This is a genomic window from Marvinbryantia formatexigens DSM 14469, assembly GCF_025148285.1.
In the GTDB taxonomy this organism is placed as follows: Bacteria; Bacillota; Clostridia; order Lachnospirales; family Lachnospiraceae; genus Marvinbryantia; species Marvinbryantia formatexigens.
In genome coordinates this window covers 3,033,161-3,050,452 of record NZ_CP102268.1, presented here as the reverse complement: position 1 = coordinate 3,050,452, position 17,292 = coordinate 3,033,161, and the positions used below count along the sequence as shown (strand labels likewise).

Annotated in this window: 12 protein-coding genes; 7 read left to right on the top strand and 5 right to left on the bottom strand. The window is 48.2% G+C overall.

Going from position 1 to position 17,292, the window contains the following annotated elements:
- Nucleotides 1-65 precede the first annotated feature (65 nt).
- The 5 genes from NQ534_RS14315 to relB form a co-directional block, all read right to left on the bottom strand.
- Nucleotides 66-1,136: an alpha/beta fold hydrolase gene (locus tag NQ534_RS14315; RefSeq protein ID WP_006863752.1), complete on the bottom strand. Its 1,071-nt coding sequence runs from the start codon at nt 1,134-1,136 to the stop codon at nt 66-68.
- Between the two features lie 12 nt (nt 1,137-1,148).
- The gene (locus NQ534_RS14310; protein WP_006863751.1) at nt 1,149-2,024 is read right to left on the bottom strand and encodes a DNA/RNA non-specific endonuclease; all 876 of its coding nucleotides are present in this window, start codon (nt 2,022-2,024) and stop codon (nt 1,149-1,151) included.
- Entirely contained in the window at nt 2,021-2,452 is a 432-nt protein-coding gene (locus NQ534_RS14305; RefSeq protein WP_006863750.1) for a dihydrofolate reductase family protein, read from the bottom strand. Before NQ534_RS14305 ends, NQ534_RS14310 begins: the two co-directional genes overlap by 4 nt.
- Nucleotides 2,453-2,594: 142 nt before the next feature.
- Nucleotides 2,595-3,188, bottom strand: coding sequence for a hypothetical protein (locus NQ534_RS14300; RefSeq protein WP_143115848.1), 594 nt, complete (start codon nt 3,186-3,188; stop codon nt 2,595-2,597).
- A gap of 279 nt (nt 3,189-3,467) precedes the next feature.
- Nucleotides 3,468-3,788 carry a type II toxin-antitoxin system RelB family anti-toxin gene (relB, locus tag NQ534_RS14295; RefSeq protein WP_040784883.1) on the bottom strand — a complete coding sequence of 107 codons (321 nt, stop codon included), beginning with the start codon at nt 3,786-3,788 and terminating at the stop codon, nt 3,468-3,470.
- Between the two features lie 449 nt (nt 3,789-4,237).
- On the opposite strand from relB, the gene NQ534_RS14290 reads away from it, so the two are divergent.
- From NQ534_RS14290 to NQ534_RS14260, 7 genes are all read left to right on the top strand, one after another.
- The gene (locus NQ534_RS14290) at nt 4,238-4,615 is read left to right on the top strand and encodes a hypothetical protein (RefSeq protein ID WP_006863746.1); all 378 of its coding nucleotides are present in this window, start codon (nt 4,238-4,240) and stop codon (nt 4,613-4,615) included.
- Between the two features lie 21 nt (nt 4,616-4,636).
- Entirely contained in the window at nt 4,637-5,347 is a 711-nt protein-coding gene (locus NQ534_RS14285) for a hypothetical protein (protein ID WP_006863745.1), read from the top strand.
- 14 nt (nt 5,348-5,361) lie between these two features.
- Nucleotides 5,362-6,333, top strand: a complete 972-nt coding sequence (locus tag NQ534_RS14280; protein ID WP_006863744.1) for a hypothetical protein — start codon at nt 5,362-5,364, stop codon at nt 6,331-6,333.
- 63 nt (nt 6,334-6,396) lie between these two features.
- Nucleotides 6,397-8,148: a lysozyme family protein gene (locus NQ534_RS14275; protein WP_006863743.1), complete on the top strand. Its 1,752-nt coding sequence runs from the start codon at nt 6,397-6,399 to the stop codon at nt 8,146-8,148.
- Between the two features lie 13 nt (nt 8,149-8,161).
- Nucleotides 8,162-8,818, top strand: coding sequence for a DUF5038 domain-containing protein (locus NQ534_RS14270; RefSeq protein WP_006863742.1), 657 nt, complete (start codon nt 8,162-8,164; stop codon nt 8,816-8,818).
- The gene (locus tag NQ534_RS14265) at nt 8,815-12,081 is read left to right on the top strand and encodes a TraG/VirB4 family ATPase (protein WP_074680165.1); all 3,267 of its coding nucleotides are present in this window, start codon (nt 8,815-8,817) and stop codon (nt 12,079-12,081) included. Before NQ534_RS14270 ends, NQ534_RS14265 begins: the two co-directional genes overlap by 4 nt.
- A gap of 25 nt (nt 12,082-12,106) precedes the next feature.
- Entirely contained in the window at nt 12,107-17,230 is a 5,124-nt protein-coding gene (locus tag NQ534_RS14260; protein ID WP_006863739.1) for a VaFE repeat-containing surface-anchored protein, read from the top strand.
- The last annotated feature ends 62 nt before the right edge of the window (nt 17,231-17,292 follow it).

Genomic DNA, 17,292 nt, shown 5'->3' with positions numbered 1-17,292 from the left:
TGCATCTCCGTATTTTCTATGCTAAGAAAAAAGCACCGTCCAATGACGATGCCAGGTTTTTCTTTCTATTCCACCATTTCCTTATAGGGCCAATCCAGAATGCCGCCAAATTCCAACACATTCTCGTACCCCATATCTGCCAGTTTCTGGGCTGCCTCCTTACTGCGCCTGCCGCTTCTGCAGTACACCAGGATCTTCTGCGTCTTATCCGGAAGATTCTCCGGTTCCTCTGAAATCGTTTCATTCGGAAGGCAGATGGCTCCTTTTATATGCCCGGATTCATATTCTTCCTGTGTCCGGACATCTAAAATCACAATATCTTCCCCACTGTCCATGATTTCCTTTGCTTTTTCCGCTGTAATCTGTTGGTATCCCATACTCGATTTCTCCTCTTCGTTATTTTTCTGTTCTTCTATCATCTTACAGATTGCTTCTACCGTCTGATCCTGCTGTTCTTCCCGGCTGATTGCCGCCTCCTTATCCCCTTTCTGCTCCCCATAATTTCCAAACTGTGCATGGTTTCCTCCGTCTATGCAGATTTCTGTATAACCAGTGGGCATATACGTCCTTCCCTGCTCTACTTTTTCCATATTAAGTACGCCATCCTCACTGCCATAAAGAGAAAGGACAGAAAAACCTTCCGCCTTCAGGTCTTTTGTCGGATAAGCTGCCAGTAATACCAGACCTTTCAATTCATCCAGATGATCCGCAGCATAAGCTGCAGCCATCGCTCCGCCCAGGGAATGTCCGGACAGATACCAGCCGCTGTAATCGTAGCTGTCCATTATGTCCCCTGCCTTATTCTTCCCTAAAAAAGCCAGATTGCATGGCATTTTTATAAGAAAGCTGTCAATCCCCTGTTCTGCCAGTTCGGATAACAGGGGCAGATACGCCGTATATTCCACCTTGGCTCCCGGATAAAAAATGAGTGCGCTTTCATTTCCCGGTCCATCTATATACAATCCCTGATCGATTTCTTCTGTCTCGACCAGCGTATTTCCATCCATATATTGATCAACCGTCTCATCACTGTGGTAATAATCATTTACATACCAAAGCAGAAACGCCACTGCTAAAATGACTATTACAATAATACTTCTTTTCCAATTCCACCTTTTCTGTTTTTTCACCTTCATACACTCCTGCCCTTACCGTTTTGCTTTCCGATATCCTGCTTCTATCGCTTCCTGCTCAGACTGAAAGATGACCAAGTATTTGGAATCCTCCATTTCGTCATATGCCGCCTGCCCGGGGCAATGGTATATTTTGGATCTGGAATTTCCCCTGATCTCTCCCTGAGCTTCTGTCTGCATATGCACTTCCCCTGCCAGGCTGCTCTCACCAGTTGCATAATCAATCGCAATCCCCGGCTGAACATTATATACATACACATGGAATAAAATACCTTCGCCCTGATCTTCCACAGACATGGCTTCCATCTGAACGCCGCTTGCCACCAGATTTTCCTCTTCAAAAACCGGGGTTACCCGGTAGAGGACATGGTTCCTCGTTTCTTTTACATAATCCGCTACCATATTCTCAAAAGGAAGCATCCCTTCCACATTCATATATCTCGTACCTGTAATCAGATTTTTTTCATTCGCATTCTCTCCTGCCAACTGATACCCGATCAAATGGCAGCGATTGTATAAGTATTTGCCATCTACATTATCATATTTTACCGTATGCCAGCCGGACGGCTTTACCTGCCCAATGCTTTCCCTTTCTTCGGTCGGCATGATTTCCTCGCAGATATTTGCATAAGCGGCTCCGCACCTTCCTAATCCATCCAGTTCGCTGTAGGTTTCAAATGGGGTTTCTGTTAAATCCGATTCCGAAAAGTCGGGCTTATTATTATTCAGAACAATATATGGCTCCCCAGAATAATCCGGAATTTCTTCCAACGAAACCACAGCCTTGTCATTTTCTGCCGACCTGCTTATGTCCATTTCTGCACATCCCGCAAGAGTAAAGCAGCAAATCAACACTACAAACAGATACCCTATTCTATTCCGATACTTCATCCGTTCTCCCTCCGGTTATATATTTCTTTCGTAATCTTCTCATGGGATGAGCCTCTGAATTCTGTCCGCTCTGCCAACTCCCAATTTTCTTCTGAAAGTTCCAATGGAAAATAAGTATCCGCCGGATACCTGCGGTTCCAATGGTAAAGGATCAGCTTTTTCATTTTGCTTTCATCCCCAATCATGTTTGCATCTTCGATGAAATAAAAATCCTCCGCTTCAGCCGTATCCAGACAGGCCCCGTCCTCTGCAATGAGAATATCCACTTCTGAATCTTCTGGGAATATCGCTTTTGAGTACGCACTCATATATAATTTCCTGCCTTTACATTCCTTCAGGATATCCTCACAAACGATCGAATCCCTGCTCTGGCGCCGATGGTTAAACATCATTCCCTTTCTGTCGTCTATACAAAAAATCGCTACCATGTTATTCCTTCCAAATCATAAATGTAAAGCGGACATTCGCATTCCGCTTTACCACATACTATGAACACAGATCACTACGCGACTTGCGTCCAAATTCTTTGAGTTTCTTTATCATTATATCTCAATTCCTTTATCACTACAATCACTCTCCCGGTTTGTGTCCATTTTCCAACACAGGGGCATAAAACGCCGTAATCTCCAGCTTCTTCTCTTGATGCTCCATCTGTACATAATAATCCCTAATATAATAAGACACTCTGTGTTCCTGTAAAGAATACAACTCCAGCGTCTGAAAATCTACCAGGCATACATCCCGTACTTTTTCCGATTCATGCCCTCCATCCGGCCTTTCCATTGCTGCCAAAAGCTTATCCAGACATTCCTGGCACAAATAATCCTGTATTCTTTTCACATCAAAAACACTATTCTCCCCGTATTCTACCGTTACATTCGAAATTCCCCTGTCTGGATTTCCCTCTGTCTGAAATCTGCAATCGCCTTTTTCAGTATTCGTCCATCCTATACAGAAACCACCCTGCTCCCCAACCAGATTTCCCCGTTCATCATGATTCCTAATTCCCATATCCATTACATACCAGTTATTTACACAAATAATTCCCAGATCATCGTACCACCGGAAAACATCCATCAGACTTTGATTACTGTTCCCGCACAGATAACATTCTTCTATATTTTTTATCCGGCTTTCTACCGGCACACTCAATTTTTCATCCATACAGTCACTTATTTGTGATACCCCTTTTTCCCGATACTGTCCTGTCCTCCCTCCAATTTTCATTCCAACCAAAGCACATAATACACAAACCCCTATTGCTATACAGTTTTTCCTCATAGATCCTCCTGTGGTTCTATTAGTAATAGTACCTATCCTTTTAGAAACAGTATAGCAAATATTAAGGCTGTTTTCACCATATAGTACATATTCATCAATATAATCATGCGCTATAGCACACTTTTCAGCAAAAGAAAAAGCCTGTACGCATACCGGTACAGACTATTTTTCTGCCTCTTCAATTAAGACATCTATAATCCTCAAAACTTTTTTCTGTTCTTTTTCCGGAAGGTTTCTAATACGCTCCTCCAACTTGGTGCATCTGGCTTTCAGTCCCACATCAATCACATCCAGAAGCACATCATCTGCGGAAACACCCAACGCATTCACGATTTTTATCAAAGTTTCCAGCTTTGGTGTTTTCGTTTCCCTCTCAATGGCTCCGAGATAGTTCCAACTGATTCCTACTTTTTCCGCCAGCTGCTCCTGTGTCATCTTCGCATCTTCTCTGCACTTTTGAATCCGCCTTCCAATTCCGTGCATTGTCTTATCCTCCATTTTCTCCACCAACGCTCCTGGCGTTGGAACCCTTTCATTTAGTATAAGTTTTTACCGAAAAGGCAAACAGTATCTATCAGAATCGGTACTTGTCCAAATAGAAACTGGCAGGATAATGGCAGCTTTCCTTCTCAAATTGGCACACTTCTGCGATTTACATGTAAATAGACACATGCTAAAATGGGTAATGTCAAAATTATATGCAAGGACTGCGCAGCGGTTCCGGGATCTTTGCCTCTCTTCCCGGTTTCCGCTGCGTATTTTCTTGCGGGAGGTGAAATCCGTCTTACAACTTCATATCGTTTACCGCATCAGGCAGCCTGTATTGACCGGGCTGCCTTTTTGCTGCCGGAATCTTCCGGCCAGAGGCAGGAAACTATAAGCAGACAGGCAGGGCGTTTATCCGCTCTGCCTTCTTTCATGAAGGAGGTTTTATGAGAAAACACAGAGAAAAAGGACCGCCGGTGAAAAAGAATCCTGCCGGCCTCCTGAAATACCTTTATGCCGCTTTCCTGGTATTTACCCTTGCCACATGCTCCGTCCAGCCGGTCATGGCTGCGACTGTCTGGGAGAAAGCCAGTGAAATTATGAAGGACGTTTACAACCAGATTGTCCTTATTTCCACCATTGCCGCCGTAGTAACTGCATCCGTGGCTCTCCTGATGATGAATTTCTCCAAATCCGGAAAGACCGTAGATGAGTCCCGGGCATGGCTGAAACGGATCGTCATCACATGGGCTATCTTAAACGGCCTCGGATTTATCATGGCTTATATCACACCCTTCTTTGCCGGAGGGCAGTGGAATGGATAAGCCTGGAAAGGAGGTTCGCACATGGGAATATTAGACGGTATTGTGGAATGGATCGCAGAGCAGGTCATGAACATCCTGGATTTGATTACCACTTCCGTACTGGGAGCATTGGGATGTTCTATGGATACCTTCCTGCGTTACTTTCCTGCAGCCGAAAGCATGTACCAGGTCTTCCTTGCCCTGGCAATCGGGCTGATTCTCATGAACTGGGTATGGCAGCTCTTTAAAAATTATTTTGCTGGCGCAGGGATAGAGGCAGAGGACCCATTAAAACTTTCCATGCGCACCTTTATTTTTCTGTTTTTGACCTTTTATGCCAAAGACATCGTTGACCTGCTGTTAAATATCGCAGGCACACCTTATAGCTGGATCCTGACAGAGGACCTTCCTCCGCTGAAATTCGCGGATTTTAACTCTGTCATCACCGTGATCCTTGGAGTCTGCGCAAACGGCGCGGTTTCCATCGCATCGCTGATTCTGCTCCTGGTGCTGGCCTGGAACTATATCAAGCTCCTGTTCGAAGCTGCAGAGCGTTACGTCCTTTTAGGAGTCCTGGTATACACCGCACCGGTTGCGTTTGCCACCGGCTCCTCCCAGACCGTCAGCAACATCTTCAAGAGCTGGTGCCGGATGCTTGGCGGTCAGTTCTTCCTGCTGCTGATGAACGCCTGGTGCCTGCGGCTGTTTACCTCTATGGTCGGCACGTTCCTCGCAAACCCATTATCCATCTGAGAAAGGAGGTCTACATGAAACATAAAAAACTATTTTTGTTTGCCGCACTGGCCGCCTGCATGGTTCTTTTTTTTTCAGTTCCAGCTCTCGCAGCAAAACTGACTGAAGCAGATGTGGAGCAGGCCGTGGCAAGCCAGGGCAAGGAAACCGTTACGGGAAATGTCTTCATCTGGTTTCTATGCGCCATTGCTTTTTTAAAGGTATCCCAGAAGATTGACAGCTTCATGGCGAGCCTCGGAATCAACGTGGGGAATACCGGCGGGAATATGATGGCGGAACTGATGATCGCAGGAAAAAGCCTCAGCGCCGCTGTAAGTTCCCACGGCGGCTCCATCGGCAGAAGCTTAGGCGGCGGATACCAGAAAACCGCTTCCCCTGGCGCGGCCGCAGTCGGCGACAGCTTCCTCTCCGGAGGGCTTGCCGGTGCCGTGGGAAGGCAGGTGGAACGAAGCGCCGTCAATGCCGCTACCGGTTACACCGAACACTCCAGCATCGGGAACTCCATCTACCGTTCTTCCCTCAGTAAGGGCGGTGACTTTGCCAATAACGTGATCAGCAGCATTGCCTGCGGAAACTACGGACAGGTGGGTTCCATCAAAGGTCCAGATGCGGAAAAAGCATATATCTCTTATATGAATCTGAATTCCGTGTCAAACAAAGTGGAAGATTCCGTGGAAAGCCATGTGGAAAACACGTCCATGCCGTCCTTTACCAACATGGAGATCGGCGGCGGGCGCATTACCGGAACGGAAAACACTGATTCCGGCAGCCGGGAATTTGCCCTTTACCATGCGGACCAGTATATGGCTCCCCAGGCGGGAACCTATGAAACGGTACAGGCGGTAGACGGCTCTACCTGGTACAAGCAGTATGCACAGGATGCCGTATCCAAAACACCTTACGATGCCGGCGATGGCAAAGTTGCCTACCATGAAACCATCGTCCAGCAGCTTCCGCCTGTACCCCAGAGAAAGGACCGGATCTAACTGGCAGAAAACCAGAGTGCATTTGATGAAGCAGTCGGCGTAGGCACCACTGCTGTTACACATATGAAAACTGCAAAGACAGCCGCCTCCCTGTCCGGAGCCGTAAAAAGCGCGGCGGCAGGTCCCCTTGGTGCTGCCATCGGGGCGGCAATCCAGAACCGGGGCACCGTTAAAAAAATCATTCTTGTTTTTATCATCCTTCTGATGCTGCCGGTCCTGTTTGTCCTGATGCTTCCGGGATTGATTTTTGGAAGCCTTCTGGAAAACACCGGGGCATTAAACAGCAATGCCCAGATTAATGACAACATCCGGGCAGCAAACCAGGCGATTGTGGAAGTGCTGCGCGAAAACCATAATGACATCCTCTCAGAAGTCAACGCGGCGGCATCCGGGATACCGGAAGGCGATACGGTTTCCATTACGGATCCCTATGCTTATTATATTTCCGTCAATGCCAACCTGCTGATCGCTCAGTTCTGTGCCAGCAGGGATAATTACGAGGACATCAATATCCGGGAATTGAAACGGATCATCCGCAAAAACAAAAGCGGTCTGTTTTCCTATGATGTCTCCACAGAAGCTGTCACTATGCAAGTTACCATAGAAGGCGGCGTGGAGGGGGAAAGTGAACAGGCCACAGAAGCCCAGACACAGACCGTTACCTTTACCCGCCATAACTTTGAGATCAAATATGCCGGGGATTCTTATTTTGCCGATCATGTCTTTCAACTGACAGACCAGCAGAAAAAAACGGCGGAAGCCTATGCGGAAAATATGACACGCTTCTTCGGTACAGCCGCTTCCGGCGTTGCCACCGCCAATGTTTCTGATGAAGTGCTGGCCTACCGTCCCGCCGTGGAACGGGCAGCCGCCAAATACGGCATGAGTGATTATGTGGACCTCATCCTGGCAGTCATGATGCAGGAGTCCGGAGGGCGGTACCTGGATGTCATGCAGGCTGCAGAAGGTGGTTTTAACACCAGGTATCCCCACGTACCCAATGGCATAACTGATCCGGAATACAGCATTGAATGCGGCGTCCAGGAACTGAAGTATGCACTGGACAAAGCCGGATGTACCGGGCCTACGGACCTGGACCGCATCAAGCTTGCCCTGCAGGGCTATAACTACGGCTCCGGCTATATTGACTGGGCAATGGAACGGGACGGCGGCTATACCAAAGAAAACGCCATCGCTTACTCAGACATGATGTGCGCACGTCCAAGCTGGCCCTATTCCAGATATGGCGACAAAGAATATGTAGACCATGTGCTTCAGTATTACATTATCACTAACACAGGCGGGACTTATCCCGCAAACGGGATGCAGATCCCCCATTATCTTCAGACAGACTATGGGAACATTCCTTACGGCGGAGGCTCCATTGCTTCCAGCGGATGCGGTCCCACCAGTTTTGCAATGGTGGCAAGCTATCTGACCGGAACCACCATCTCCCCCATTGACGCAGTATCCTGGTGCGGAAATTCCTATTACATGCCGGGTGTCGGCACCTACTGGTCTTACTTTGCGGCTGCCGCCAGCCATTTCGGATGCGGCTCCGTTACCCAGACCAGTGATCCAAATGCCGTCCTTACCGCACTGTCCCAGGGGCGTCCGGTCATCAGTTCCCAGCGTGCCGGCATTTTTACAAGCGGCGGGCATTTTATTGTCCTGCGCGGGGTAACTGCTTCCGGGAAGGTACTGGTAAATGACCCGAATGACAGTTCCTCAAAAAATTTTATAAACCGAGAATTCGATATGATGTCGGAAATCCATTCTACCGCAAACGCATACTGGATCTTCGACAAAAAGTAAAGGAGAACATCTTATGAGCAGAAAAAAACTGATAATCGCGATTGTATTGATGGCAGCCCTCATCGCTGCGGGCATCGTAATCCCCACTGTATGGCGGATGAACAAAAACCGCCAGAAAGCCCCAAAAGAAACGGAAAACATTTCCGAAACCGTGTCAGAAGAAACGGAAAATTTCACGGATACCGAACTTACCTTCCTGGAATTTGATAAACTGACCGCTTTCTTCTCCGAAAGCCAGATTACAGATTTCAAGGAGCAGATCCCAGAGTATCTTGAGAAAAAAGAGCTTTCCGGAATCTCCTCCGTAAAATTCCTGGAAGACAAGACCAGCTATCCCTCTTCCACCGACACGCTCCTGGAATTTGCCCTCTCTGATGGCAGCACCCTTCCGGTTACCTACAGCTTACCCACCGGAACCTTTTTATTCGGGACAGAAAAACTGCAGGTGCGGGAGGATACCCGGAAATACGAACGCCAGACAGATGAAACCCTTCCGGACGTTTCCACAGACGACATCGAAAATATGCAGGAAGGCGGATTTGCCGACACCCAGAACACCGAAGCAGAAACACCTACTGTTACAGAAGCCCCTTCTGATACAACGGAAGGAAACACGGAAGCCGCTGAAACGCAGGCGCCAGTTCCCACGACAGAGGGGGAATCTGAATGAGCCATACGGAAGAACAGCAGACAGCCCTGATTCCCCGCAATTTTATTGAGCGTGGTACCTTCATGGGCGGTATGTTCAAGATCCGGAATGCCATTGAAGGGGCTGTACTGGCTATAGCGATTGCGCTCCCGGTCATCCATCTGCCACTCTCCGTAACTGTCCGGATCATCCTCCTTTGCATGACAGCGCTCCCTGCCGCTATGGTGGCACTGATCGGAATCGGCGGTGAAAGCCTAACCGCATTTTTAATGAACGCCCTGCGTTATGTCAAAAACCGGCGCATCCTCTACCGCCTGGATACCCGTCCGGAACTCCCGAAGAAAAAGCGGGTTCCCAAGCCACGCAGCAAGGAGCCAAAAACGCAGAAGAAAAAGCGTTCCCAAAAAACCGATTCCCAAAAAGAAGTTTCTACCCCCGGTACGACCACTGGTACCGGGGATGCCCCTGTATCAAAAGAACCGCCGCGTAAAAAAAAAGAACGCCGGATCTATGATACCTCCACCAAGCGTGGGATCAGAAAACAGGCCAGGGAGGACATCCGTATCCTTACCTATGAAAAAAAACAGGCGCAAAGAGCCCAGGCGGAATCCCTAAAAACAGCCAAGCGGGAAAAAAAACAGCGGGAACGGCTCAGAAAGGAGGAGCAAAGGGAAGCCGCTCGCAGTAAAGAGCTGGCTGCCAGGGATGCGGCGCGTACTGAAAAAATGGAAAGGAAAGAGGCGAAGCGCGCCGAAAAAGCAGCAAAAAGGAATGCTGCCAGCCAGCAAAGGCAGATGGATGCCGCTGCAGATACTCCGGTGAAAAAGAAACGCCGCAGGGACATGACGCTTGAGGATTACTTCCCCATTGACAAAATCGCAAACGGAATCATCTATACCACCGACCACCGTTATATAAAAATTCTGGAGATTGAACCCATCAATTTCCTGCTTCGGAGTACACTGGAGCAACAGGGGATCATCTACAGTTTTATCGCCTACCTGAAGATCAGCCCGGTAAAACTGCAGATCAAAATGATTTCCAAAAAAGCTGACATCAACAAACACCTGGAGCAAGCTGCCCTGGAGCTTTCCCGCGAAACGGATCCCCGCTGCCGGGAGCTTCAGAAGGATTATATCCAGTTTGTAAAAAAGCTGAGTTCCAAAGAAGCGGTTTCCCGGCGGTTCTTCCTAATTTTTGAATACGAACCGTTTAACATCAACCGAAAAGTGGAGGAAAAAGAGATCCTGGCGGCGCTGGAAACCGCGGCACAGACTGCCAAAACCTTCCTCTACCAGTGTGGTAATGAGGTCGTAAGCCACGACAATGAAGATGAATTTACCGCAGATGTCCTCTACACCCTGCTGAACCGCTCCTTGTGTGCGGACAAGCCGCTTCAAAGCCGTATTACCGATGTCCTGTCCCGTTACATGACAGAGGGACGGCAGAACGAGATGGATCATATCCGGATCAATGAGTTTATCTCCCCGGAATCTGTTGACTTTAAGCACAGCAGCTATGTCAGGATAAACGGGGTTTACCACGCCTACCTGATCGTCCCTTCCGACGGCTATAAAAGCAAGGTAGCACCTGGCTGGCTTTCCCTGCTGATCAATGCCGGGGAAGGTATCGACATTGACTTTTACCTGCACAAACAGCCAAAGGATAAAATCCAGCAGCGGTTAGGACAGCAGATCCGGATCAACCGTTCAAAAATCAAGGACGCTTCCGACACAAATGCGGATTTTGACGACCTGGAATCTGCCATCCGTTCCGGTTACTTCCTAAAAGCCGGGCTTGCCAATAATGAGGATTTCTATTATATGAACCTTCTTATTACGATTACCGCCTCCAACGCGGAAGAACTCCAATGGCGCATCCAGGAGATGAAAAAACTTCTGATCTCCCAGGATATGGACCTGCGTTCCTGCTATTTCCTGCAGGAACAGGGATTCTTATCCACCCTGCCGCTGGCGAACCTGGACAAAAAACTCTTTGAGCTGTCCAAGCGGAATGTGCTGACTACCGGAGCCGCAAGCTGCTATCCGTTTACCAGCTACAGTATCTGCGATGACAACGGGATTCTGTTTGGTGTCAATAAGCACAACAATTCCCTGGTAATTGCAGATATTTTTGATTCCCGGCAGTACAAAAACTCCAACATCTGCATCCTGGGATGCTCCGGCGCAGGAAAAACCTTTACCATGCAGACAATGGCGCTGCGGATGCGGCGGAAGGGAATCCAGGTATTTATTATCGCCCCCTTAAAAGGGCATGAATTCTACCGGGCCTGCAAGAATGTGGGCGGGGAATTTATCCAGATCTCCCCTGCCAGCCGCAGCTGCATCAATATCATGGACATCCGCAAAGTGGATAACTCCGTCAATGAACTTCTCGATGGACCGACTATGGATGCCTCCGCACTTGCTGCCAAGATACAAAAGCTGCATATTTTCTTCTCCCTCTTGATTCCGGATATGAACCATGAGGAAAAACAGCTTTTGGACGAAGCACTGATCAAAACGTATGCGCTAAAAGGGATCACCCATAAAAATGAGTCCCTCCTCGATCCAGCGGATCCAAGTCATTACAAAAAAATGCCGATCCTCGAAGACGTCTACGATATCCTGATCCAGAATCCGGATACCAGGCGCCTTGCCAATATCTTGAATCGTCTGGTCCACGGTTCTGCCTCTTCTTTTAACCAGCAGACCAACGTGGATCTGACCAACAAGTATACGGTACTGGATATCTCCGAACTGACCGGCTCCTCAGACCTTCTGACCGTCGGCATGTTCGTGGCGCTGGATTATGTCTGGGATAAGGCAAAGGAAAACCGGACCGCGGAAAAGGCAATTTTTGTGGATGAGGTATGGCAGCTCATCGGCGCCTCCAGCAACCGTCTGGCTGCGGAATTTGTCCTTGAGATTGCCAAGATCATCCGGGCATATTCCGGCGCAGGGATCTTTGCCACCCAGGATCTCAATGACTTTTTCGCGCTGGACGACGGAAAATATGGCAAAGGCATCATCAACAACTGCAAGACCAAAATCATCCTCAATATGGAGGATGAAGAGGCGCAGAGAGTCAAAAATATCCTCCATCTTTCCGAAACGGAGGTTATGAACATCACCCATTTCCAGAGGGGGAACGGGCTGATCTCCACCAATAATAACAATATTACTGTGGAATTTAAGGCTTCCACACTGGAAAAAGAGCTGATTACCACTGACCGGCAAGAGCTTCTGGAAATTATAGAACGCCAGAAACAAAAGACCGGTTAGCCACCCAAAGAAAGGATACAATATTATGGAAAAAAGAAAATCCCTTATGGCAGGGCTTTTATCCCTCATTCTGACCGTTACTACCCTGCTGGGCAGTATCCCGGTCTATGCCGCCGAGCAGGTCTATACCAATGCTCCTGAAAAAGCCGGCACGGTTATTAAAGCCAGGGATGACGGCACAGAGGATTCCAGCTTTTCAGAAAGCATCATGAATGCAGACGGCGAAACCGCCTACTGTATCCAGCTCGGAGTCCTGTTTGAACCAGGATACAAAACAAAAAAGGATGCGACAACAGAGCTGACGCAGAACCAGATTGACAACATCGCCTTGTGCCTGGAATACGTCAAGCAATACAGCAGGGAACATTCCCTTACCAAACAGCAGCGTTATCTTCTGGAGCAATGTACTGTATGGCGCAGGCTCAGTGCATACCTTGACTGGGGATACGGGCAGACCCGCCCATCCTATGACGAAGTTTCCAAAGCAGTACAGGATGAGGTATTTGAAAATTCTCTGGCATTCGCCAAAGAAAACAAGGGCAAATATACCTGCTACGGCTATGTGTATATCGGCAGCGGCCAGAACCTGGGACAGTTCTTTGCAGAATTAAATCCAGGAACAGGAAAGCTGAAGAAAGAAAGTGCTAATACCTCCATTACAAATGGGAATGACTGCTATTCCCTTTCCGGAGCCACCTATACGGTTTACTCCGACAAAAGCTGCACCAAGAAAGCTGGAACTTTCAAAACTGATAAAAATGGTAATTCCGATGAGCTTGAACTGGCAGAAGGCACTTACTATGTAAAAGAGACAAAAGCACCCAAAGGCTTTACCTTGGATGACACTGTACATACCGTCAAAATCACAGCCGGTGAAACAACTGTCCTAAACGTAACGGATACGCCTAAAACTGCGGAAGTAAATCTTTCCATCGAAAAATTGGATACCGAAACTGGAAATACACCCCAGGGCAATGCTTCCCTTGCAGGCGCACAGTTCGAATGGCGTTATTATGATGGATACTATACGAAAGATAACCTTCCCCAATCCCCTGACCGCACCTGGATTACCCAGACCAGGGCAGAAAAAGGAAGTGACGGAACTACGCATTATATTACTTCCCTCTCCGATGCCTATAAAGTATCCGGGGATGCTTTTTACACCCAGGGAGGAAAAATTGTCCTTCCCCTCGGCACGCTTACCGTGACAGAAAAGCAGGCCCCCTCCGGATATCTTTTAGAAGGCGCTTACCTGCAGGAATCCGGAAAGTCAGAAAAAATCACCGGATTATATGTCACACAGATCACAGAGCAGGAAAATAACGCTGTATTCAGCGGAGCAAATAATGCTTCCGCTTCTGACCGCGTAATTCATGGCGGTATTAAAATCCAGAAACGGGATGCTGATACCAGACAGAGCAGCCCACAGGGCATGGCTTCCCTGGAAGGAACGGAATTTTCCATTACTACCTTAAATGAAAACCCTGTCGTAGTAAACGGTACTTCCTACGCCAAAGATTCTGTTGTCCTGAAACTCACAACGGACGTTTCAGGTCTTGCGGCTACCGAAGCCAATGTGCTGCCCTACGGCCATTACCGGATCACAGAAACAAAAGCGCCTAAAGGCTATCTTGATAGTAATGCTTCTGTAGAATTTGACATTACAGAAGACGGCAAGATCGTAGATCTGACAAGTGAAGCCAAATCAATTTACGATCCGGTCATCCGGGGCGGTGTCAAAATCCAGAAGCGGGATGCCCAGACAAAGCTTGCCTCCCCACAGGGAAATGCCACCCTGGAAAATGCAGAGTTTTCCATCATTTCCCTGAACGAGTCTCCGGTTGTGGTAAATGGAACCTCTTACGACCAAAACCAGACGATAATGACAATCCGCACGAACGCATCCGGTGTCGCAGCGACTGCAGCAGACGCGCTTCCTTATGGGCGCTATAAGCTTACAGAGGTTTCTGCTCCCCAGGGATACCTGGACAACAAGGAAGCAGAAGTCATTTTCGACATCACCGAAAACGGCAAAATCGTGGATCTGACAGATGAAGAATCCTCCATCTATGATGAAGTAATCCGTGGCGGCGTCAAGATCCAGAAGCGGGATCTGGAAACACAAGAAGCCAAAGCCCAGGGAAATGCCACCCTGGAAAACACAGAATTTACCATTACCACCCTCTGTACAAACCCAGTCGTTGTAGATGGGAAAACCTATGAGAACGGGCAGGTGGTCATGACGCTGAAAACGAATCCCAGCGGAACCGCCGAAACCGCCCAAAATGCCCTTCCCTACGGACATTACCGCTTAGATGAAGTAAAAGCCCCCGAAGGCTACCTGTCGGATGGTGCAAAGGCAGTAGAATTTGACATTACGGAAAACGGCAAAATCGTGGATCTGACAGGAGAAAAGAACTCCATTTATAATCAGGTCATCCGAGGTGACCTGGAGCTTGTCAAAGTTTCTGACGGGGACTTAAACCGCCTGGCTGGCGTACCATTTTCCATTACCTCCGTTACCACCGGTGAAAGCCATACCATTGTAACCGACCAGAATGGCTATGCCAGCACTGCTTCTTCCTGGAATAAGCATACCCATAACACCAACCAGGGTAAAACCAGCGAAGACGGCATCTGGTTTGGAACCAGTGCGCCGGACGATTCCAAAGGCGCACTGCTGTACGATACCTATACCATCGAGGAGCAGCGCTGCACTGCAAACGAAGGCATGAGCCTTCTGAAATTTAATATCACGGTATACAAAGACTCTTTCCTTGTGGATCTTGGAACCCTTACCGATGACTTTGTAGAAATCGGTACCACTGCCCTGGATAAATCCACAGGCTCCCATATGAGCCAGCCGAAAGAAAAGATCACCATTGTAGATACCGTGGAGTATTCCGGGTTAAAGAAAGGCCAGGAATACAAGCTGATCGGCACCCTCATGGATGCAGAAACCGGGGAGCCGCTGCTGATCGACGGCAAAGCCGTCACTTCTGAAAAAACCTTTACCGCGAAAAAGCCGGAAGGGAAAACAGAAATCAGCTTCACTTTCGACGCATCCGGGCTTGCCGGAAAAACTACTGTTGTATTTGAAGAGCTATACCAGGAAAACCTGAAGCTGGCAGTCCATGCCGATTTAACAGATACGGACCAGCAGGTAGCCTTCCCGGAAATCGGAACCCAGGCAAAAGATTCTGAGACCGGGGAACACATAGCAAAAGCCTCTGAAAAAGTGACGCTGGTTGATACCGTCACTTACAAAGGCCTGATCCCGGAGCTGGAATATACCGTAAATGGGCGCCTTATGGACAGAGAAACCGGAGAACCAATCCTGGTTGATGGCAAACCAGTAACCGCCGAAACCATTTTTACCCCGGAATCACACAGCGGTACTGTGGATGTTACGTTTACCTTTGACGCTTCCTCATTAGAAGGAAGAACTACCGTTGTATTTGAATCCCTTACCCAGGATGATAAGGAGATTGCCATACACGCGGATATAGAAGATACCGACCAGCAAATCTTCTTCCCGGAGATTGGGACAAAAGCATCCTGCCCGGACACCGGTTCCCAGATGGCTGAGGCAAAAGAGTCCCTTACCATTACAGATACCGTATCTTACCATCTGCTCCCAGTAAAAGAATATAAGGTTTCCGGCACGCTGATGGACAAAGAAACAGGGGAGCCTCTCCTTTCGGACGGCAAGACGGTTACATCCGAACTTGTCTTCACCCCGGAAGAACCGGAAGGCTCTGTAGAGCTTTCCTTTACCTTTGATGCCAGTGCTTTAAAAGGCAAAACCATCGTTGCATTTGAATCAGTATCCTATGAGGAAAAAGAGATTGCCGTACACGCAGAGATCGATTCTGAAGACCAGAGCATTTATTTCCCGGAAATCCACACACAGGCAAAGGATTCCCAGACATCGGAGCATTTCGCTGCCGCAGATAAAAAGGTAAAAATTCAGGATACCATTTCCTATAAAGGATTGATTCCGGGACTGGAATATGCCGCTTCGGGAACCCTTATGGATAAAGAAACCGGAAAAGAGCTTTTAATAAATGGGAAAGTCGTAACTGCGCAGGCTGCCTTTACGCCAGAGGAAAGCAGCGGCACCGTCGATGTGATATTTGAATTTGACGCTTCCGGACTGAAAGGGAAAACCATTGTGGTATTTGAATCTGTCTCCCAGGACGGCAAAGAGGTTGCTGTACACATGGATCTTGAAGATACCGAGCAGCAGATTCTTTTCCCTGAGATCGGGACAAAAGCAGAATGCCCGGATACAAACAGCCAGACCGGAATTACCAAAAAAGAACTGACGATCAAGGATACCGTCACCTACCATCTGATTCCCGGCAGGGAATACAAGCTTACCGGAACGCTGATGGACAAGGAAACCAAAAAAGCACTGAAAATTGACGGCAAACCAGTTACTTCTGAACTGGTTTTCACGCCGGAAAAACCGGAAGGCTCTGTAGAACTTACCTTTACCATCGATGCCAGTGCGTTGAAAGGCAAAACACTGGTAGTCTTTGAATCCGTTTCCTATCAGGATAAGGAAATCGCTGTCCATGCGGAAATTGATTCTGGCGACCAGAGTATTTATTTCCCGGAAATCGGAACCAGTGCCAAAGACCAAAAAGACGGAGACCAGAAGCTCCTCGCAGAAAAAGACGCCTGCATCGTTGATACCGTTTCCTACAAAAATCTGACTCCCGGCATGGAATATAAAATCATTGGAACCCTGATGGATAAAAAGACCGGAAAACCAGTTGAAGCAGGTGGCAAGGCAGTTACATCTGAAGCAGTCTTCCAGCCGGAAAAGACAGAGGGTAGCGTGGAGGTAACCTTCCGATTTGATGCTTCCGCCCTTACCTCCGGCGATATTGTTGTATTTGAGAAGCTTTTTATCACAACGGACAAAACAGAGGTAGAGATTACCAGCCATGAGGACCTCAAGGATAAAGGTCAGACCGTTTCCCTGGAAGTTCCAGAGAAAGACACCCCGGATGTATCCACGCCGGTAAGGACCGGAGACGACACCCCGATCCTCCTCTATCTCGGCATAGCGGCTGCTGCGCTGGTAATTGCCGCTGCAGCCGGTATCCCCAAGCTGAAACAGCACAGCAAAAAGAAGTAACCCATTCCTAATATTTCTGCAGGCAGCCCCTTTCCGGCTGCCTGTTATTTTAAGGTGATGAA

Excerpts from the sequence above, each read along its gene's own strand:
- NQ534_RS14315 (WP_006863752.1), bottom strand. The coding sequence starts at position 1,136 with ATGAAGGTGAAAAAACAGAAAAGGTGGAATTGGAAAAGAAGTATTATT.
- NQ534_RS14310 (WP_006863751.1), bottom strand. The coding sequence starts at position 2,024 with ATGAAGTATCGGAATAGAATAGGGTATCTGTTTGTAGTGTTGATTTGC.
- NQ534_RS14305 (WP_006863750.1), bottom strand. The coding sequence starts at position 2,452 with ATGGTAGCGATTTTTTGTATAGACGACAGAAAGGGAATGATGTTTAAC.
- NQ534_RS14300 (WP_143115848.1), bottom strand. The coding sequence starts at position 3,188 with ATGGATGAAAAATTGAGTGTGCCGGTAGAAAGCCGGATAAAAAATATA.
- relB (WP_040784883.1), bottom strand. The coding sequence starts at position 3,788 with ATGCACGGAATTGGAAGGCGGATTCAAAAGTGCAGAGAAGATGCGAAG.
- NQ534_RS14290 (WP_006863746.1), top strand. The coding sequence starts at position 4,238 with ATGAGAAAACACAGAGAAAAAGGACCGCCGGTGAAAAAGAATCCTGCC.
- NQ534_RS14285 (WP_006863745.1), top strand. The coding sequence starts at position 4,637 with ATGGGAATATTAGACGGTATTGTGGAATGGATCGCAGAGCAGGTCATG.
- NQ534_RS14280 (WP_006863744.1), top strand. The coding sequence starts at position 5,362 with ATGAAACATAAAAAACTATTTTTGTTTGCCGCACTGGCCGCCTGCATG.
- NQ534_RS14275 (WP_006863743.1), top strand. The coding sequence starts at position 6,397 with ATGAAAACTGCAAAGACAGCCGCCTCCCTGTCCGGAGCCGTAAAAAGC.
- NQ534_RS14270 (WP_006863742.1), top strand. The coding sequence starts at position 8,162 with ATGAGCAGAAAAAAACTGATAATCGCGATTGTATTGATGGCAGCCCTC.
- NQ534_RS14265 (WP_074680165.1), top strand. The coding sequence starts at position 8,815 with ATGAGCCATACGGAAGAACAGCAGACAGCCCTGATTCCCCGCAATTTT.
- NQ534_RS14260 (WP_006863739.1), top strand. The coding sequence starts at position 12,107 with ATGGAAAAAAGAAAATCCCTTATGGCAGGGCTTTTATCCCTCATTCTG.